15 protein-coding genes and 1 pseudogene are annotated in these 17,876 nt (G+C 69.6%); 7 read left to right on the top strand and 9 right to left on the bottom strand.

Going from position 1 to position 17,876, the window contains the following annotated elements:
• Window positions 1-262 precede the first annotated feature (262 nt).
• Window positions 263-1,567: a c-type cytochrome gene (locus ACH65_RS06650; RefSeq protein WP_064504827.1), complete on the top strand. Its 1,305-nt coding sequence runs from the start codon at window positions 263-265 to the stop codon at window positions 1,565-1,567.
• A 66-nt stretch (window positions 1,568-1,633) separates the two neighbouring features.
• Here the strand turns inward: ACH65_RS06650 and ACH65_RS06645 are convergent, their stop codons facing one another.
• The 3 genes from ACH65_RS06645 to ACH65_RS06635 are packed head-to-tail and all read right to left on the bottom strand — an operon-like array spanning window position 1,634 to window position 3,662.
• Window positions 1,634-2,038, bottom strand: a complete 405-nt coding sequence (locus tag ACH65_RS06645) for an ArsR/SmtB family transcription factor (protein WP_049621796.1) — start codon at window positions 2,036-2,038, stop codon at window positions 1,634-1,636.
• A gap of 26 nt (window positions 2,039-2,064) precedes the next feature.
• Window positions 2,065-3,147: an ACR3 family arsenite efflux transporter gene (gene arsB, locus ACH65_RS06640; protein WP_049621795.1), complete on the bottom strand. Its 1,083-nt coding sequence runs from the start codon at window positions 3,145-3,147 to the stop codon at window positions 2,065-2,067.
• Window positions 3,144-3,662 (bottom strand): arsenate reductase ArsC, encoded by a 519-nt coding sequence (locus ACH65_RS06635; protein WP_049621794.1) that lies wholly within the window; start codon window positions 3,660-3,662, stop codon window positions 3,144-3,146. The genes arsB and ACH65_RS06635 overlap by 4 nt, the downstream gene beginning before the upstream one ends.
• 73 nt (window positions 3,663-3,735) lie before the next feature.
• Here ACH65_RS06635 and arsH point away from each other — a divergent pair, with 73 nt between their 5' ends.
• Window positions 3,736-4,563, top strand: coding sequence for an arsenical resistance protein ArsH (gene arsH / locus ACH65_RS06630; protein ID WP_049621793.1), 828 nt, complete (start codon window positions 3,736-3,738; stop codon window positions 4,561-4,563).
• 15 nt (window positions 4,564-4,578) lie between these two features.
• Here arsH and ACH65_RS06625 read toward each other — a convergent pair whose 3' ends face one another.
• Complete coding sequence (locus ACH65_RS06625; RefSeq protein ID WP_049621792.1) at window positions 4,579-5,109, bottom strand: mismatch-specific DNA-glycosylase; 531 nt, start codon at window positions 5,107-5,109, stop codon at window positions 4,579-4,581.
• Window positions 5,099-5,785 (bottom strand): Dph6-related ATP pyrophosphatase, encoded by a 687-nt coding sequence (locus ACH65_RS06620; RefSeq protein WP_049621791.1) that lies wholly within the window; start codon window positions 5,783-5,785, stop codon window positions 5,099-5,101. Before ACH65_RS06620 ends, ACH65_RS06625 begins: the two co-directional genes overlap by 11 nt.
• Before the next feature lie 157 nt (window positions 5,786-5,942).
• Here ACH65_RS06620 and rng point away from each other — a divergent pair, with 157 nt between their 5' ends.
• From rng to ACH65_RS06600, 4 genes are all read left to right on the top strand, one after another.
• Window positions 5,943-7,415: a ribonuclease G gene (rng, locus tag ACH65_RS06615; RefSeq protein ID WP_049621790.1), complete on the top strand. Its 1,473-nt coding sequence runs from the start codon at window positions 5,943-5,945 to the stop codon at window positions 7,413-7,415.
• A gap of 27 nt (window positions 7,416-7,442) precedes the next feature.
• On the top strand, window positions 7,443-11,384 hold the full coding sequence (locus ACH65_RS06610; protein WP_049621862.1) for a YhdP family protein: 3,942 nt from the start codon (window positions 7,443-7,445) through the stop codon (window positions 11,382-11,384).
• Window positions 11,385-11,457: 73 nt separating this feature from the next.
• Entirely contained in the window at window positions 11,458-12,897 is a 1,440-nt protein-coding gene (tldD, locus tag ACH65_RS06605) for a metalloprotease TldD (RefSeq protein ID WP_049621789.1), read from the top strand.
• A gap of 151 nt (window positions 12,898-13,048) precedes the next feature.
• Window positions 13,049-14,011 (top strand): IS1595 family transposase, encoded by a 963-nt coding sequence (locus tag ACH65_RS06600; RefSeq protein ID WP_049621788.1) that lies wholly within the window; start codon window positions 13,049-13,051, stop codon window positions 14,009-14,011.
• A gap of 137 nt (window positions 14,012-14,148) precedes the next feature.
• On the opposite strand, the gene ACH65_RS18860 is transcribed toward ACH65_RS06600, so the two are convergent.
• Both ACH65_RS18860 and ACH65_RS19725 read right to left on the bottom strand, forming a co-directional pair.
• Complete coding sequence (locus ACH65_RS18860; protein ID WP_082190178.1) at window positions 14,149-15,315, bottom strand: XVIPCD domain-containing protein; 1,167 nt, start codon at window positions 15,313-15,315, stop codon at window positions 14,149-14,151.
• 25 nt (window positions 15,316-15,340) lie between these two features.
• Window positions 15,341-15,961, bottom strand: coding sequence for a hypothetical protein (locus ACH65_RS19725; protein ID WP_153242505.1), 621 nt, complete (start codon window positions 15,959-15,961; stop codon window positions 15,341-15,343).
• Between the two features lie 349 nt (window positions 15,962-16,310).
• Here ACH65_RS19725 and ACH65_RS20985 point away from each other — a divergent pair, with 349 nt between their 5' ends.
• A complete protein-coding gene (locus ACH65_RS20985; RefSeq protein ID WP_272913758.1) occupies window positions 16,311-16,436 on the top strand; it encodes a hypothetical protein in 126 nt (41 codons plus the stop codon).
• A gap of 27 nt (window positions 16,437-16,463) precedes the next feature.
• Here the strand turns inward: ACH65_RS20985 and ACH65_RS06585 are convergent.
• Both ACH65_RS06585 and ACH65_RS06580 read right to left on the bottom strand, forming a co-directional pair.
• A pseudogene (locus tag ACH65_RS06585) lies at window positions 16,464-16,568 on the bottom strand (IS3 family transposase); the annotation flags it as partial.
• 282 nt (window positions 16,569-16,850) lie between these two features.
• Window positions 16,851-17,867 carry a carbohydrate kinase family protein gene (locus ACH65_RS06580; protein ID WP_049621785.1) on the bottom strand — a complete coding sequence of 339 codons (1,017 nt, stop codon included), beginning with the start codon at window positions 17,865-17,867 and terminating at the stop codon, window positions 16,851-16,853.
• Between the last annotated feature and the right edge of the window lie 9 nt (window positions 17,868-17,876).

The following is a 17,876-nucleotide window of genomic DNA, read 5'->3' as shown; positions in this document are numbered from 1 at the left end:
CTCCCAGTGCCCCGCGTTGCTTCGCTGTGGCCGCCAGGCGGCAGCGCGCCGCTTGGCCAGGCAGCCAGCCTGCCCGGCGCGACGTACCACCACCTGGCGGCCACAGCGAAGCAACCCGCAGGGCCGGGTCTGCTTGCCCGCAGGGCGGCGTCATCACTCAGTCGTGGACGGACGTCCACTCCTTCGTTCTTCCTTGCCCTGCGCGCAAACAGCTCCCGGCGCGGGGTACTGGGAGGTCATGAACAGGCTCTAAGGGGCGCGCATGAGCAAGTCATCGAAGCGTTACTGGCTGTGGCCTTTGCTGGCGATCGTGCTGGCGGGCCTCATCGTCGCGGCGTGGCTGTTCGTGCGCCAGGGCGGCCTGCCGACCCTCATCGCCTCGCGGGTGGGGTCGGGCAGCCCGGTCAACCTCAAGGATCCGGCGCTGATCGCGCGCGGGCGCTATCTCGCGCTGGCCGGCGACTGCGTGGCCTGCCACACGGTGCCGCGCGGCGACCTCTACGCCGGCGGCCTGGAGTTCGTCACGCCGTTCGGCACGCTGTATTCCACCAACATCACGCCCGACAAGAACAACGGTATCGGCAGCTGGACTGCCGACGACTTCTGGCGCGTGATGCACTACGGCGTGTCCCCGCGCGGTTTCCTGTACCCGGCCTTCCCGTTCACCAACTTCACCAACCTGAGCCGCGAGGACAGCGACGCCATCTTCGCCTACCTGATGTCGCGGCCGGCGTCCTCGCAGCCGAATTCGCAGAACCGCATGCCGTTCCCCTTCAACATGCGCTTCGCGGTGCTGGGCTGGCGTATGCTGTATTTCCGACCCGCCGAATTCCGGCCCGACCCGTCGCAGGGGGCGGAGTGGAACCGCGGCAAATATCTGGTGGACGGCCTCGGCCACTGCAACATGTGCCACTCGGGCCGCGGCCCGCTGGCCTCGCTGCCGGCCTCGCGCTACCTCTCCGGCGGCGAAGTGGTGGGCCAGGGCTGGTACGGCCCGGCGCTCAACCAGGAGGGCCTGGCGCAGTGGAGCGTGGAGGACATCGCCGCGCTGCTGCGCACCGGCGTCTCGCCCAAGGGCGCGGCCTACGGCCCGATGGCCGACGCCGTGTTCCACAGCCTGCAATACCTGACCGCGACGGACGCCAAGGCGATCGCCACCTACGTCAAGACCGTGCCCACGAAGGAGCCGCCGGAGCTGGTGAGCATCGCGGTGAACGCGGCCGAGACCGAGCAGCTGATGGCCGAGGGCGAGGCGCTCTACCGCAAGGAGTGCGCCGACTGCCACCAGCCCAACGGCGAGGGCTCGGGCCTGGCCTATCCGCCGCTGGCCGGCAACGGCTCGGTCACCGCCGGCAACAGCATGAACGTGATCCGCATCATCCAGGCCGGCGCCGTGGCGCCCTCCACCGACGGCAACCCGCGCCCGTACTCGATGCCGCCGTTCGGCCAGCGCCTCACCGACCGCGAGATCGCCGCGCTCGCCACCTACATCCGCCGCAGCTGGGGCAACCGCGCCTCGGCGGTGTCGCCGGCGCAGGTCGCGAAGTACCACGGCGTGCCGCTCTGAAGCGGCGGCGTTTCCGATGACGGGAAGGCCGCGCATCGCGCGGCCTTTTCATTGGCGTCCGCGGGCTCAGCGCTCGATCGCGCGCGCAGCGCGCCTCGTTCGCGGCGCAGGCTCGGCGGCCCGGGTCTTGGTCGAAGCGCGCTGCGTTGCCGGCGCACAGGCCCGGGGCGTGGCGCACGATGCGCCGCTGCCGCCGCAGCAGTTCTCGGTGAGGAAGCCGACCAGCGCGTCCATCGTGTCCAGCACCGGCGCGTAGTAGATGAAGCGTCCCTGCTGGCGGCCGACGATGAGCCCGGCGTGCTGCAGCTCCTTCAGGTGGAAGGAGAGCGTGGCATTGGCCAGCCCGAGGCGCTCGGCGATCGCACTGGCGGCCAGGCCGTCGGGCGCGTGCTCGATCAGCAGGCGGTACACGGCCAGCCGGGATTCCTGGGCGAGCGCGGCGAGGATGGCGATGGCTTGCTTGGTCTGCATGCGATGGGCCCTGGAGAGTGGCGGCGTCAGTGTACGAGGTCGCCGCGCCCGCCCGTCCGGGCCGCGCCGGCCTCGTACCAGCCCCGGCTGGCGACGGCGAGGCGCACGACCGACAGCATCACCGGCACCTCGATCAGCACGCCCACCACGGTGGTCAGGGCGGCGCCCGAGTGCACGCCGAACAGGCCCACCGCGGTGGCAACCGCCAGCTCGAAGAAGTTGCTGGCGCCGATCAGCGCCGAGGGCGCGGCCACCGCATGGGGCACGCCGGCAGCGCGGTTGAGCAGGTAGGCCAGGCCGGAGGTGAAGTAGACCTGGATCAGGATCGGTACCGCCAGCAGCGCGATCACCAGCGGCTGCGCCACGAGCTGACGGCCCTGGAAGCCGAACAGCAGCACCAGGGTCAGCAGCAGGGCGGCCAGCGACACCGGGCCCAGCCGGTCGAGCAGCCGCCGGAGCGCCAGCGGGCCGCCGTGCGCGAGCACCGCGCGGCGCAGGACCGCGCTGGCGAGCACCGGCGCCACGATGTAGAGCCCCACCGACAGCAGCAGCGTGGCCCACGGCACGGTGATCGCCGAGAGCCCCAGCAGCAGGCCCACGATGGGCGCGAAGGCCACCACCATGATCGCGTCGTTGAGCGCGACCTGGCTCAGCGTGAAGGCCGGCTCGCCGCCGCAGAGGCGGCTCCACACGAACACCATCGCCGTGCACGGTGCGGCGGCCAGCAACACCAGCCCGGCCACGTAGGCGTCGAGCTCCCCGGCGGGCAGCCAGGCGGCGAACAGGTGGCGGACGAACAGCCAGCCGAGCAGGGCCATCGAGAACGGCTTGACCGCCCAATTGACGAACAGCGTGATGCCGATGCCCCGCCACTGGCGCCGCACGCCGGCGAGCGCGGCGAAGTCGATCCGGAGCAGCATCGGCACGATCATCAGCCAGATCAGCGCGGCCACCGGCAGGTTGACCTTGGCGACCTCCATCCGGCCGAGCCTGGCGAAGCCGTCCGGCAGCAGATAGCCGAGCCCTGCGCCGGCCACGATGCACAGCGCCGCCCAGGCGCTGAGGTAGCGCTCGACGAAGCCGATGCGGGGCGCCGTCGCCGCGCTCATGCCGGCTTCGCGTCGTTGTCGCCGGCGCCGAGGGTGCCGATCTCGTCCAGCGCGCGCCGCAAGGCGTCCTTCGGCATGCGCTCGACCGGCAGCGCCAGCAGCGCCTGCAGGCGGCGCGTGATCAGCGCGTGGGCCTGCCGGAACGTGGCGTCGATCGCCGCCGCGTCGCCGGTCGCGGCCGCCGGGTCAGGCAGGCCCCAGTGGCTGCGCACGAAGTCGCCGAACAGCACCGGGCACGGTTCGCTGGCGGCGCTGTCGCAGACGGTGACGACGATGTCCAGCGGTGTCCCGCTGCCTTCGGTGAAGCGGTCCCAGGACTTGCTCGACAGGCCTTCGGTGGGGATGCCCGCGGCCGCCAGCGTCGCCAGCGCGTGGGGGTTCACCCGGCCGGTGGGGCGGCTGCCGGCGCTGTGGGCCTCGAAGCGGCCGTGGCCGAGATGGTTGAGCGTGGCCTCGGAAAGGATGCTGCGGGCCGAATTGCCGGTGCAGACGAAGAGGATGCGGCAGGGAGGCATGGGCGATGTCCGATGGTTGACTTCCATATTTCCATAATGGTCGAATTATTCGACCGCCGCAACGGGATTCGCCATGCCCCACCCCGACCTGCCCAATCTCGCCGCCGACCTGCTGGACGCGCCCAGCCTCGCCAGGCTGGAGCGCCCTGCGAGCGGCGGCCATCCGCCGCGCATCCTGCTGCTGTACGGTTCGCTGCGGCCGCCGTCCTTCAGCCGCAAGCTGGCGCTGGAGGCCGAGCGCATCCTGCGCCGGCTGGGCGCCGAGACGCGGGTGTTCGATCCGCACGGCCTGCCGCTGCTCGACAGCGTGCCGGCCAGCCATCCGAAGGTGCAGGAGCTGCGCGCGCTGTCGCGGTGGTCCGAAGGGCAGGTGTGGGTGAGCCCGGAGCGGCACGGCGCGGTGACCGGCGTGTTCAAGAACCAGATCGACTGGCTGCCGCTGGAGGACGGCAGCGTGCGCCCCACCCAGGGCCGCACGCTGGCGGTGATGCAGGTCTGCGGCGGCTCGCAGTCCTTCAACGTGGTCAACACGCTGCGCGTGCTCGGGCGCTGGATGCGCATGGTGACGATCCCCAACCAGTCCTCGGTGGCCAAGGCGTGGCAGGAGTTCGGCGAGGACGGGCGCATGAAGCCCTCGCCCTTCTACGACCGCGTGGTGGACGTGATGGAGGAGCTGGTCAAGTTCACCCTGCTGCTGCGCGACCGCCGTGACTACCTAGTCGATCGCTACAGCGAGCGCAAGGAGGCGGCTGCGGCGCACGCGCTGGCGGCGGACGCGACGACCGAGGCGACTGCCACGCCGGTGGTGGAATCGGTCGCTGCCGCCGGCGATGCCGACGATGCGAGGCCAGCCGCACCGGCCGGCGTGCGCGCGCCCTGTTGCGCCGGCGGGGCGTGCTGATCGGAGGCGGCGTATTCAGCCGCCCGGCGTGGGTCCGCGCTCGTGCCGGTAAAGCGCCGCCAGGCGCTGCCACGGCGCGAGGTCCCAGCGCCCGCGCGCCTGCCCGGACGGCGAAGGCAGCACGAACAACTGCGTCGCACCCAGGCGCTCGGCCTGCAGGCCGTAGTGGACCGCGCGGCCCAGCGCGGCGCGGGCGGCGTTCTTGCTGGTGAAGGCGAGCAGGCGCGGGGCATGGCGCGCGATCTTGGCCTGCAGCGCGGGAGCGTCGAAAGCATCGCGCGGCAGCTCGTCGTCGTTGCCGCTGTGGCGCTTGGCGACGTCGGTGAGGCCGATGCCCAGGCCGGGCAGCAGCGGGTATTCGGCGGGCGCGAAGCGGCGCGGGGTGAGGCCGGTCTCGGCCAGCGCGCGCCAGAACAGGTTGCCGGGGTGGGCGTAGTAGGCGCCCTCGGCGGCGGAGCGTTTGCCGGCCGCGGTGCCGCAGAACACCAGCGCCAGGCCCGGTTGCAGCACGTCGGGGAGGATCGGTGTCGCGGCTTCAGGCGGCATCGTCGAGCAGGAAATCGGTGTACTGGAAACGGCCCTCGCGCAGCACCGATTCGCCGCGGCGCAGGGCGAGCGGCGTGCGGAACAGCGGCCCGGCATGGCTCAGCGTGTGGAACTCGCCGCGCTCGCCGCAGGGGTCGACGCCGGCAGGCAGGGCGTCGAGCAGCGCGGCGTCGAACGCGCGGCCACTGAAGGCGGCGTCGAGCTGCTCGGTGTCCACGCAGCACAGCACCGCGCGGTGGCCCTCGGCGACGAAGCGGCGCGCCAGCGCGGCGGTGTCCTCGCCCCACAGCGGGTACACGCCCTCCCAACCTTCGCGGGCGAGCTGGCGCTCGCGGTAGGCGCGCACGTCCTCCAGGAACAGGTCGCCGAAGGCACAGTGGCACAGGCCCGGCCAGCGCCGCTGCGCCCGGGCCAGCGCGGCGGCGTGGGCGGCCTCGTAGGCGTCGTTGCTGCCGGGCCACTCCAGTTCGACCTCCAGCAGCGGCAGGCCGAGCGCGGCGGCCTGGGCTTCGAGCACGTCGCGGCGAATACCGTGCATGGCGATGCGCGCATGGGTGCGGTTGACGGTGGTGAGCAGGCCGGCGACGTGCCAGCGCGGGTCGGCGCGCAGCCGCGCCAGCGCCATCAGGCAGTCCTTGCCGCCGCTCCAGGCGAGCAGGGTGGGCGTGGCATTCATGCGCACACTTTAAGCGATCGCCCGCCCGCGCGGGGCACGCGCGGAACCCTTGCGGCAGAACGGCTTGGGCCGGATCCGGCGCCGTGCCGCTGTGCGCCGCGCATCGACAGTCCGCGCGCCCAGCCGCTATAAAGATTGCCTAACTTAGGGAACGCCGGTGAGCGAAGAGATCCTGATCAATGTGACCCCGCGCGAGACCCGGGTCGGCGTCGTCGAGAACGGCATGCTGCAGGAAGTGCACGTGGAGCGCGCCTCGCGCCGCGGCTACGTCGGCAACGTCTACAAGGGCCGCGTGCAGCGGGTGATGCCGGGCATGCAGGCGGTGTTCGTGGACATCGGCCTGGAGCGCGCGGCCTTCCTGCACGCCTCCGACATCGTGCGCCCGCCGCTGGCCGAGGGCGTGGAGCCGCCGGTCGGCGGCCACGCGCCCTCGATCAGCGAACTGGTGCACGAGGGCCAGGAGATCGTGGTGCAGGTGGTGAAGGACCCCATCGGCACCAAGGGCGCGCGCCTTTCCACCCACCTGTCGATTCCCTCGCGCTACCTGGTGCTGCTGCCGCACGCGAAGACGCTGGGCATCTCCGCGCGCATCGACGAGGAGGCCGAGCGCGCGCGGCTGAAGGAGGTGCTGGGCGCGCTGATCGGCGAGAACCCGCTGGGCTACATCGTGCGCACCAACGCGGAGGGGCAGTCGGCCGAGTCGCTGGCCTTCGACGTGACCTACCTCGGCAAGGTATGGCGCGTGGTGCAGGAGAACATCGCCAAGGCCAAGGTGGGCGAGCGCGTGTACGAGGAACTCTCGCTGCCGCTGCGCAGCCTGCGCGACATGCTCAACGAGGACATCGAGAAGGTGCGGGTGGACTCCTACGAGGTGTTCGAGAAGGTGGTCAAGTTCGTGCACAAGTTCATGCCGAACCTGGACGATCGCGTGGAGCACTACGCCGGCGAGCGCCCCATCTTCGACCTCTACGGCGCCGAGGACGAGATCCAGCGCGCGCTGAAGAAGGAAGTGCCGCTGAAATCCGGCGGCTACCTCATCGTCGACCAGACCGAGGCGATGACCACCATCGACGTCAACACCGGCGGCTACCTGGGCTCGCGCAACCTGGAGGAAACCGTCTACCGCACCAACCTGGAGGCGGCGCAGGCGGCGGCGCGGCAGCTGCGGCTGCGCAACCTCGGCGGCATCGTGATCATCGACTTCATCGACATGACCGACGAGGAGCACCGCCGCCAGGTGATTCGCATGCTGGAGAAGGGCCTGCTGCGCGACCACGCCAAGACCACGGTGTACCCCATGTCCCAGTTGGGCCTGGTGGAGATGACGCGCAAGCGCACCACCGAGAGCCTGGAGCGCCAGCTGTGCGAGCCGTGCCCGGCCTGCTCGGGCCGCGGCACGCTGAAGACGGCCGAGACGGTGACCTACGAGATCTTCCGCGAGATCACCCGCGCGGTGCGCCAGTTCAATGCGGAGAAGCTGCTGGTGATGGCCAGCCCGAAAGTGGTCGGACGCATCCTGGAGGAGGAGTCCACCGCCGTGGCCGAACTGGAAGAGTTCATCTCCAAAAGCATACGCTTCCAGGCCGAAGAGCATTATTCGCAGGAACAGTTCGATGTGGTGCTGCTGTAACGCGGGCGCGCTGGACGGCCCGTGGTGATGCCGTGGCGGCGACCGTCCCTGCGTCGCCTGATGGTCGCGCTCGGCTGGACGCTCGGCGTGACGCTGGTGGTGTTTGCCGTGCTGGTGGCGCTGGCGCAGCTCTTGCTACCGCTGGTGGCGCGCCATCCGCAATGGGTGGCCGCGCAGCTCGGCGCGCGCATCCAGCGGCCGGTGAGCTTCACCACGATGGAAGGGCGCTGGCGCCCGTCCGGCCCGCTGTTCGTGATGCGCGAGGTGGTGATCGGCGCCGGCCCCGCCGGCGGCAGCGCGCTGCGCCTGCCGCAGACCGAACTGCAGTTCGACCTCGGCGGCTGGCTGCTGCCCTCGCGGCACCTCATCAACCTGCGCGTGCAGGGGCTGCGGCTGGACCTGCGCCGCGACCGCGAGGCGCGCTGGCACATCGACGGCATCGGCCGGGTCGAGGGCGGCGGCGAGCGGCAGAACCTCTCGTTGGGCTCGCTCTCGGTCGGCCTGCGGCTGGACGACCTGCAACTGGAAGTGGACGACGAGGGCGCCGGCCACCACTACAGCCTGCGCGTCGACCAGCTGCGCCTGAGCCACCAGGGCCGGCGCATCCGCGTGGGTGCGGTGCTGCGCCGCGAGGGCGCCAGCGGCGTGTGGCACGGCGCCGGCAGCTTCCAGGAGGACGGCAGCGCCGGGCGGCTGTGGCTGGCCGGCGACGCGATGGACCTGCACGGCCTGCTCGGCGACGTCGAACTGGATGGCTACAGCGCCCGCGGCGGCCGCGGCAACCTCGCCGTGTGGCTGGACTGGCGCCACGCGCAGGTGGTGCGCGCCACGCTGCAGGCGGACCTGTCGGCGCTGGAAGTGAAGAGCCCCTCGGCCACGGTCGCGGTGCCCGGCGTGCACGGCGTGGCCGCCCTGCAGCGGACCGCCGACGGCTACGACGCGCGCTGGCTGGACGACGACGGCGGCGCTGCGGCCTTCGTGCTGCAGCGGCCGGGCACGGCGCAGATGCGCGTCGACCTCGCCGTGCGGCAGTTGCAGCTTTCGCCGCTGCTGGGCTGGCTGGCGCTCAAGCCGGGGCTGCCGCCGGCGCTGGCGCAATGGCTGGGTGGCGGGCATCCGCACGGCGTGCTGGAGCAGGGCAGCCTGCAATGGAGCCGCGGCGCCGGCCTGGAGCAGGCCGGCTTCGATTTCAGCAGCCTGGGCATCGACGCGGTGGGCAAGCTGCCCGGGCTCGCCGGCCTGCGCGGCGAGCTGCGCGGCGATGGCGAGGCGCTGTCGCTGTCGCTGCCCGGGCAGTCCACCGTGTTGTCCATGCCGCATACCTTCCGCAAGCCGTTCGCGCTCAGCCGGCTGGGTGGCGAGCTTGCCGCCTGGCACGACGCCGACGACGGCGCCTGGCACCTGGGCACCGATGCGCTGGCATTCGAGGGCGAGGGCTACGGCGGCGAAGCCCGCGGCGAGGTCGCCTTGCCCGACGCGGGCGGGCGGCCGTTCCTCGACCTCTACGCGCACCTGGACCATGCCGACGTGACCGCGGCCAAGCTGTTCTGGCCGGTGGACTCGATGTCGGCCGCGGCGGTGAATTGGCTCGACCAGGCCCTGGTCGCCGGCCAGGTCACGGCCGGCGACGTGCTGGTGCGCGGCAGCCTCAACGACTGGCCGTTCCGGCACAACGAGGGGCGCTTCGAGGCGCGCGCGGAACTGAAGGACCTGAGCCTCCAGTACGGCAAGGACTGGCCGCGCGCCGACGGCGTCGGCGCGGTGGCCTACTTCGTCGACAACGGCATGCAGGTGGAGGCTACGGCGGGGCAGTCGCTGGGCAACCGCGTGGAGCATGCGACGGCGGCGATCCCGGATTTCGCCCACACCGTGCTCGACCTCGGCGTGCAGGGCAGCGGCAGCGGCGCCAGCCTGCTCGACTTCGTGCGCAAGAGCCCGATCGCCAGCCGCCAGGCGGACGTGCTCGACAAGCTCCGGCTCGGCGGCAGCGGCCATTTCGACTTCCACCTCTCGCTGCCGGTGGCGGACATGAACGCGCTGGCGCTCGAAGGCCACGCCCAGCTCAAGCAGGCCGACCTCGACGCGCCGGCATGGCGGCTCAAGCTGGACAAGCTCGACGGCCCGCTGCAGTTCACCGCGCGCGGGGTGCACATCGGGCCGCTCCAGGCCGGCTTCCACGGCCAGCCTTCCAGCCTGACCATGGACATCGCCGACGCCACCGGCCGGCCGGACACCATGCTGTCCGCGCGGCTGGCCGGCAGCTACAGCGTGCCGGAGGTGATCGAGAACGTGCCCGAACTGGATTGGCTCAAGCCGCTCTCCAGCGGGCGCAGCGCCTTCACCTTCGGCTTCGACATCGCTCGCGCCGGCAGCGGCCAGGACTGGACGCAGACGCTCTCGGTCGAATCCGACCTCGCCGGCACCGCGCTCAACCTGCCGGTGCCGCTGGCCAAGCCGGCGGCAGCGACGCTGCCGCTGCGCCTGAGTTTCGGCCTGCCGGTGAGCGGCAGTGCGCTGCAGCTCTCGCTCGGCCAGGTGCTGCAGGGGCGCCTGCGCCTGCCCACCGACGACGGCAAGCCGCTGGCCGGCACGCTGGCCTTCGGCACCCGGCCGCCCGATGCCTTGCCGGAGAAGGGGCTGCGCATCCGCGGCGAGGCGGCGCGCATGGACGTGAGCGGCTGGGTGCAGCAGGCGGTGGCCGGCGCCTCCTCCGGCAGCGGCCCGGGGCTGGAGAGCGTGGACGTGCGCGCGGCCCAGGCGCAGGTGTTCAACCGCGACTTCCCCGACCTGCGCATGCAGGTCGTGCCCAAGACCGACGTGCTCGCCATCGACGCGGACAGCCCGGCACTGGCCGGCCACTTCGACGTGCCCGCGCAGGACCTGCGCCGGCGCGGCGTCACCGCCCGCCTGCAGCGGCTGTACTGGCCGCGCGACGACGCGGCCGCATCGTCCGCCACGGCGGCCAAAGACAAGGGCGGCACGCCCGCCAAGGACAAAACCGGCGCGGTGCCGGCCGCCGCGAGCACGGGCGCCGCGCCCGGCACGCCGCCGGCCGATCCGGCGGCCACCGGCATCACGCCCTCGGAGCTGCCGCCGTTCCACCTGTGGGTGGCGGACCTGCGCTTCGGCGAGGCCAAGCTGGGCGAGGCGCGCGTGGAGACCTGGCCCACCGCCGAGGGCATGCACCTCGACCAGTTGCGCGCGCTCTCGCGGCAGGTGCAGATCAACGCCACCGGCGACTGGAACGGCACCGCCGCCAACAGCCATACCCATTTGCGCATGGACTTCGCCGCCGACAGCCTCGGCCGCATGTTCGACGCGCTCGGCTTCCAGGGTGTGTTCGAGGGCGGCAAGACCCGCGTGCGCCTCGACGCCAGCTGGCCGGGCGCGCCCTCGTCGCTGGACCTGGCCGGCATGGACGGCACGCTCGACATCGACGTCAGCAACGGGCGCATCCTCGAGGTGGCGCCCGGGGTGGGGCGGCTGTTCGGCCTGATTTCCATCGGCGAGCTGCCGCGCCGCATGACGCTGGATTTCGGCGACGTGTTCGGCAAGGGCCTGGCCTTCGACGCCATCACCGGCAAGTTCCGTCTGGGCAACGGCAACGCCTGGACCGACGACCTGAAGATCCGCGGCCCCGCCGCCGACATCACCGTCAAGGGCCGCACCGGCCTGCGCGCGCGCGACTACGACCAGCAGCTGCTGGTGGTGCCGCACGTGGGCAGCAGCCTGCCCATCGTCGGTGCGGTGGTGGCCGGCCCGGTGGGCGCCGCCGCGGGCCTGGCGGTGCAGGGGCTGCTCGGCCACGGCCTCAACCGCGCCCTCGGCTCGCGCTATTTCCGCTATACCATCACCGGCAGCTGGGAAAAGCCGGTGATGACGCCGCTGGACAAGCGCGACGGGATGCCCGCCGCGCCGATCCCGGCCCCGGGCGCCTCCACGCCGGCCCCGGCCAAGCCGGGACGCTGACGGCCCGGCCCGCTTTAAAGCCGGGCCGCGCGTCCCCACCTTTTCAACTTGTCACCCGAGCCGACCCGAACCGATGGATGCCCTGATCACCCAAGCCGAACGCAAGCTGCTCGTCCCCGGCGGCCTCGCCACCGGCGATCTCGACCGCGTGTTCGCCCAGCTGATGGGGCCGTCGATCGACGCCGCCGACCTCTACTTCCAGCATTCGCGCAGCGAGTCGTGGCTGCTGGAGGAGGGCATCGTCAAGGACGGCAGCCATTCGATCGAGCAGGGCGTGGGCGTGCGCGCCATCGCCGGCGAGAAGACCGGCTTCGCCTATTCCGACGAGATCGTGTTGCCGCAGCTGCTGGACGCCTCGCGCGCCGCGCGGGCGATCGCCCAGGGCGGCCATGGCGCCGGCAAGCCGCTGGCGCTGCACGGCGCGCCGCAGCTGTATCCGGCGCTCGACCCCATCGAGAGCCTGCCCAACGCCGACAAGATCGCCCTGCTGCGCGAGGTGGACGCCTACACGCGCGCCCGCGACCCGCGCGTCAAGCAGGTGATGGTGAGCCTCTCGGCCACCCTCGACACCGTGCTGGTGGCCGCCTCCGACGGCACCCTGGCGGCCGACGTGCGCCCGCTGGTGCGCCTCTCCGTGCAGGTGATCGCCGAGGCCAACGGCCGCCGCGAGCAGGCCCACGCCGGCGGCGGCGGCCGCTACGGCTACCGCGAGCTGATGGAGAAAGGCCGCGCCCAGGCCATTGCCGACGAGGCGGTGCGCCAGGCGCTGGTCAACCTCGACGCGGTGGACGCGCCCGCCGGCAGCATGACCGTGGTGCTCGCCCCCGGCTGGCCCGGCGTGCTGCTGCACGAGGCGGTGGGCCACGGCCTGGAGGGCGACTTCAACCGCAAGGGCAGCTCCGCCTTCGCCGGCCGCCTGGGCCAGCGCGTGGCCGCGCCCGGCGTCACCGTGGTGGACGACGGTACCCTGCCGGGCCGCCGCGGCTCGCTCAGCATCGACGACGAGGGTACGCCCAGCGAGTGCACCGTGCTGATCGAGGACGGCATCCTCAGGGGCTACATGCAGGACAAGCTCAACGCCCGCCTGATGGGCATGGCGCCCACCGGCAACGGCCGCCGCGAATCCTTCGCCCAGCTGCCGATGCCGCGCATGACCAACACCTACATGCGCGCCGGCGAGCGCGACCCGCAGGAGATCATCCGCTCGGTGAAGAAGGGCCTGTACGCGGTGAACTTCGGTGGCGGCCAGGTGGACATCACCAACGGCAAGTTCGTGTTCTCCGCCTCCGAGGCCTACCTGATCGAGGACGGCAGGATCACCGCGCCGGTGAAGGGCGCCACCCTGATCGGCAACGGCCCGGAAGTGCTCAACCGCGTCTCCATGATCGGCAACGACCTGGAGCTGGACGCCGGCATCGGCGTGTGCGGCAAGGACGGCCAGAGCGTGCCGGTGGGCGTGGGCCAGCCGACGCTGCGCATCGACGGCATGACGGTGGGCGGCACGGCGGCATAGCAAGCCTTCTTTGGCGGTGCGTTGTCGGAATCGAGGCTTCCACAATCTGATTATTCAGCGACCTGATTAGCGACGACGCTCAGCCGGCTGTCGCGTGATGTGAGACGTGAGCGGCACAGCCTCGGGCCATGTTACGAGGCGGAGAGCCATCATGGCCATGAACCCGGTGCCGTTCCAGGTGGGGTTGTCGATGGCGCAGTTCATCGAGCGATACGGGACCGAGGCCAAGTGCTACCGGGCGCTGTACCGGGCGCGCTGGCCGCAGGGGTTTCGCTGCCCGAAGTGCCACAGTCGGCCTCGGTCGCGGTTTCGCCGCGCGGGCCGGGTGTACTACCAGTGCCGCGCCTGCCGGCATCAGACCACGCTGACCAGCGGCACGGTGTTCGAGGGTAGCAAGCTGCCGCTGACGACGTGGTTCCTGGCCATGCACCTGTTGACCGGCAGCAAGACCAACATGGCCGCGCTGGAACTGAAGTGGCATCTGGGCGTGTGCTACGACACCGCCTGGAAGCTCAAGCACAAGATCATGCAGACCATGACCGAGCGCGAGGAACCGCGCCAGCTCGCGGGCTTCGTGCAAATCGACGATGCCTACCTCGGCGGCGAGCGCAACGGCGGCAAGCCGGGGCGCGGCTCGGAGAACAAGCAGCCGTTCGTCATGGCGGTGGCCACTGACGAGCGGCTGGAGCATCCGACCTTTGCCGTGATCGAGCCGGTGCGCAGCTTCGACAATGCTTCGCTCACCGACTGGGGCCAGCGCCGACTGGCGCCGGATGCGGAAGTCTTCAGCGACGGGCTGGGCTGCTTCCGGCGTGTCGTCGCGCTGGATCATGCGCACACCGTGCTGGAAACCACGGGCGGTCGCGCCGCGACCGAGGTCAAGGGCGCACGTTGGGCGAACGTGGTGCTCGGCCACGTCAAGCGTGCCATCAGCGGCTGCTACCACGCCATAGGCCAGGTCAAGTACGCGCGGCGCTATCTGGCCGAAGCCGCCTACCGCTTCAACCGCCGCTTTCGCCTCGCCGAGTTACTGCCGCGGCTGGCCCGCGCCATGACCCTGTGCAAGCCTTGGCCTGAGCCGAAATTGCGCGCCGTCGACAATTTTCATGACTGAGCGTCGTCGCTAACCAGGACTAGTTAGAGCCAGCGTTGGGCTTGTATGTGCGTGTGCCCCCTGTTAGCTGCCGACTGCAAGCATCGCCCTCCCCCAGCCGGGGACCGGGGCCGCGCCCGGCGGCCCCAGCAATGGATCTAGCGCTGAATGGAAGGCGCCTGGGGCTGTATGTCCTGAAGTGGCTGCTGAACCGTTTGCACCTGGGCCTGCTGAACTTGCGCCTGCTCATTGGCCTGAATGTGCGTCAAGGCCTCTGCGCTGCTTTGCTGGAGCGGCGTCTGGACGGCTTGCATGACATCCACGTCGGTATATTGCTTGAAGGGCGAATTAAGAGCCCCTTGGACCGCGTAGGCGCGGCTTGCATCATCCGAGAGAACGACGTGATCGATGCGGTTGAATCCAGCGGCCGTAGCGGCTGAGACCAGGCTTCCCGAGAGCATCTGGCTATGCGGACCCGTCTCTCGCTGGTGGTCCTTGTCGAGCTGCGCCACGCACTGGAATGCTTGGTCGTACATCCCTTTGGCCGGGTGACCGACGTCCATCATGCTCGGCACCTTCTGTGCCACCACTGCCTCAGCCATCGATGCGAGCGTCGCCTTCCCCACCACTCCGTCGGGACGCAGCCCGTGATCGTGCTGAAAGGCCTTCACAGCAAAATCGGTACCGGGACCAAACGCCAAATCAGGCTTGAGTGGGTTGCCGTGTGCGTCCTTGTATCCGAGAGACGCGAGCGACGCCTGAACGCCGCCAACGGCATCGCCTCGATCCCCCTTGCGAACAACACCATTGTGCTCTTTGTCATGAGCCTGGGGAGACTTGCCTTCGGCCAGTGCGATCCCGGCTCGCAGTGTAGGACCGTGACCCGTCTGAATGAGCTTATCGGCATACGACTTGTCGGTGGCATATCCCGCTTTCGCCATAGCCGCGGCCTCCTTTTCCAGATCCCCCTTCACACCCGGGTCGAAGAGACCCGCTTTCGCGTATCGAGGATTATCGGCCAGGAAGTTTCCGCGATCCGCCACTGAGTCCGCATACGAGTCGTACACGCGAAACTTCTCCTTCGACATGTACGTGTTACCCGCATCGTCGACTTCGGGCACCGTGAACTCGGCCGTTTTCCCGTGCCAACTCGCGTCTGCTTTGATGTTGTAAAGATTCTTGGTGCCCGGCAATACGTGCTGACCCCAGCCGGTCTCAAGCGCCGTCTGGGCCAGAATCAGCTCTAACGAATTTCCTGTTTTGTCTGACAGGTTTTTTGCGGCTGGATATATGTCGGCGATGAACTGCTGTTGCGGGGTCGTCATTTGCACTCTCCTTGTCACAAAGGCTTTAGTGTGAAATCGCTACCGGTACACTGGTCTTGAACGGTGTGCGCGTGTCGGCAGCGTCACCCTTTGTCGCCCATTCTCCGGCTACAACGATTTTTCCGTCTTCAAAGCGAAAATTTTCAGCACCGTCGTAAACGAAGACTGTGTGGGCACCCTTCAGGTCCGGCACTTTCACTATGTCATTCGCCTCCATATGACCGCTAGCTTGGTTTAGCGTCGCTATGCTGATCAATGTCTGCGACAGCACCGGTACGGCATTAGTGTCGGACTGGACGAGAGCATAGATGGAGTCGCCGGCTGCCACGCAGTGTGATGCGCGATTCTGGTACCAACCGGGGCGCACAGGAATCGATGTAATCCAGCGTATTTTGTGCGACGCGGATTCCTCCAAATACACATAGGCGCGTTCATCCGAGCTCTCTCCTTTGCTGGTTGTCGCACCGACAACACAGCTTAGTCCGCTACCGACATCCGTCGTGGCATATTTCTCAAAGTTGGCAGGAACCTTTGCCGCCTTACTGACGAGTGGAGCAGCCAGGAGCAATGCTAGGGCGACAAGAGGTAAACCCGGATAGCGCATCGTGCGCGGGATGGCGCGCAGGCGGGGGCGTTGTTCTGTCATCAATAGCTCCTTGATTTCTCGGGATATCCGTCGTGTCGCATCTTAAGCTAGCGGTTATAGCTGGACGCGACGGGCCTTGAAAGATCAGGCAATCGAATTCGGGAAGCAGTTCAAGGATGTTGCTTAACGCGGACGCCAACGACCTGACCAGCCTTCACCAGACCAGATGTTTTTTTCTCTCCGGGTCGAGGGTCACAAGCGTAGTCCACCCCACCATTCCCATAGACCGGGGTTCTTCGGGCGGTAGCCATACAATCAAGCCATACAGGCCAGGCTTGACCCACCGCGCAGCTTCGAGCCCCCACGACGCCACATTTGCCGTAAATGCGTAGCGAGCACGAGCTCCACGATGGGAATCAGCAAGAACCCGGAAAAGAAGAAGTCTTTAAGTCCGAAAGGTCTCGTCACGAACGGCGAAACTGCGCAAGCGAGCAGCATAGATGGTGACCACCAACAGGAGATCAGCGTGAACTGATCTTGCCCCTGATTCGCGGACACTCGCCTAAGCGGCATGGGATAGCTCGAACTGTTCCGGGCTGAGGTAGCCCAAGGTCGAGTGGAGCCGGGTTTGATTGTAGTCAACCTCGATGTACTCGAACACATGCGCCTTGGCCTGTTTGGCGCCGACTCGCGGGCAGACCTCGTCCCGATCCTGGTGTACTGGGCAGGTCGATCGTTGCCGGTCACCTGGAATCGCCTTACAGCGATCCGCCCGCTTCAAGCGAGCACCACGCCCCGTCACCGCCGTCGTGCTAGGTGCAGCGGTTGTGCATGCCCACCTTCAACCCGATCCCTCGCCCGCGAGTCGTGGACGTTTGCCGCCGTCACTTGGCATGCGGCTTCACGACGCTATGACGCCAAGGTCGAGGGGGGGGGAAGGCCATCCCGTTCAGTGTGTCGCGGACGCGCTTACCTGCGAGGCCGGCACCGCGGGCGTTTCCATGAAGGCCAGCACCTCCGATTCTTCCGGCATCGCCGTGAAAGAGCCCTGGCGCGTCACCGTGATCGCGCCGCAGGCGGCGGCGAAGCGCAGGGTGGTGTGCAGGCGGGGCAGCTCGCTCACCAGCTGGTCGAGGGCCGCGCCGCTGGCGACGCCGTCGAGCGCCAGGCGATGCAGCAGGCCGCCGACGAAGGCATCGCCCGCGGCGGTGCTGTCGATCATCGGCACCGCGTAGACCGGCAGCACGCCCTCGGCGTCGGGGTGGAACCAGCGGATCGGCTGGTCGGCATCGGTGACGATCAGGAGCCGCGTACGGCCCTGCCACAGGCGCTCCAGCGCGGCTTCCTCGCCTTCCGTCGCCAGCCAGGCGAATTCTTCCTTGCTCAGCTTCACCAGGTCGGCCAGGGCCAGCGTCGGCCACACTTCGCTGCGCGGGTCCACCTCGCGCGGCCACAGCGCCGGGCGCAGGTTGAGGTCGCAGCTGACCAGCGCGCTGGCCGCCCGGGCGCGGCGCATGCCCTCGCGGGTGGTCTCGGCCAGCGCCGGGTCGGTGAGGCTGTTGGAGCAGACGTGGAGCACCGCCGCGTCGCGGAAGCTGTCCTCGCGGAAGTGCTGCGGACGGAATAGCAGATCGGCGGAAGGCGGGCGGTAGAAGGTGAAGCTGCGCTCGCCGCGGGCGTCGTGGGCGACGAAGGCGAGCGCGGTATTGGCCTCGCCGGTGCGTGCCACGCCGCGGCAGTCGACGCCGGCGGCGTTCAGGCTGTCCAGCAGCAGGTTGCCGAACAGGTCCGAACCCAGCATGCCGACGAAGGCGCCGCGGCCGCCCAGGCGGGCCACCGCCACCGCCACATTGGCCGGCGCGCCGCCGGCGAACGGTACGAAGGCGCGCGGGAAGCCGCGCTCGTTGCGGCCCTCGCTGTGGAAGTCGATCAGCGCTTCGCCGAAGCAGAGGATGTCATGAGCCATCGGTGTCGC

It is taken from the genome of Frateuria defendens, from assembly GCF_001182895.1.
Taxonomy (GTDB): Bacteria; Pseudomonadota; Gammaproteobacteria; order Xanthomonadales; family Rhodanobacteraceae; genus Frateuria_B; species Frateuria_B defendens.
The sequence above is the reverse complement of the archived record's forward strand: the minus strand, read 5'-3'. Positions and strand labels throughout refer to the sequence as shown.

Coding starts and splice junctions, on each gene's coding strand:
- ACH65_RS06650 (WP_064504827.1), top strand. CDS start 263: ATGAGCAAGTCATCGAAGCGTTACTGGCTGTGGCCTTTGCTGGCGATC.
- ACH65_RS06645 (WP_049621796.1), bottom strand. CDS start 2,038: ATGCAGACCAAGCAAGCCATCGCCATCCTCGCCGCGCTCGCCCAGGAA.
- arsB (WP_049621795.1), bottom strand. CDS start 3,147: ATGAGCGCGGCGACGGCGCCCCGCATCGGCTTCGTCGAGCGCTACCTC.
- ACH65_RS06635 (WP_049621794.1), bottom strand. CDS start 3,662: ATGCCTCCCTGCCGCATCCTCTTCGTCTGCACCGGCAATTCGGCCCGC.
- arsH (WP_049621793.1), top strand. CDS start 3,736: ATGCCCCACCCCGACCTGCCCAATCTCGCCGCCGACCTGCTGGACGCG.
- ACH65_RS06625 (WP_049621792.1), bottom strand. CDS start 5,109: ATGCCGCCTGAAGCCGCGACACCGATCCTCCCCGACGTGCTGCAACCG.
- ACH65_RS06620 (WP_049621791.1), bottom strand. CDS start 5,785: ATGAATGCCACGCCCACCCTGCTCGCCTGGAGCGGCGGCAAGGACTGC.
- ACH65_RS06610 (WP_049621862.1), top strand. CDS start 7,443: ATGCCGTGGCGGCGACCGTCCCTGCGTCGCCTGATGGTCGCGCTCGGC.
- tldD (WP_049621789.1), top strand. CDS start 11,458: ATGGATGCCCTGATCACCCAAGCCGAACGCAAGCTGCTCGTCCCCGGC.
- ACH65_RS06600 (WP_049621788.1), top strand. CDS start 13,049: ATGGCCATGAACCCGGTGCCGTTCCAGGTGGGGTTGTCGATGGCGCAG.
- ACH65_RS18860 (WP_082190178.1), bottom strand. CDS start 15,315: ATGACGACCCCGCAACAGCAGTTCATCGCCGACATATATCCAGCCGCA.
- ACH65_RS19725 (WP_153242505.1), bottom strand. CDS start 15,961: ATGACAGAACAACGCCCCCGCCTGCGCGCCATCCCGCGCACGATGCGC.
- ACH65_RS20985 (WP_272913758.1), top strand. CDS start 16,311: ATGGGAATCAGCAAGAACCCGGAAAAGAAGAAGTCTTTAAGTCCGAAA.
- ACH65_RS06580 (WP_049621785.1), bottom strand. CDS start 17,867: ATGGCTCATGACATCCTCTGCTTCGGCGAAGCGCTGATCGACTTCCAC.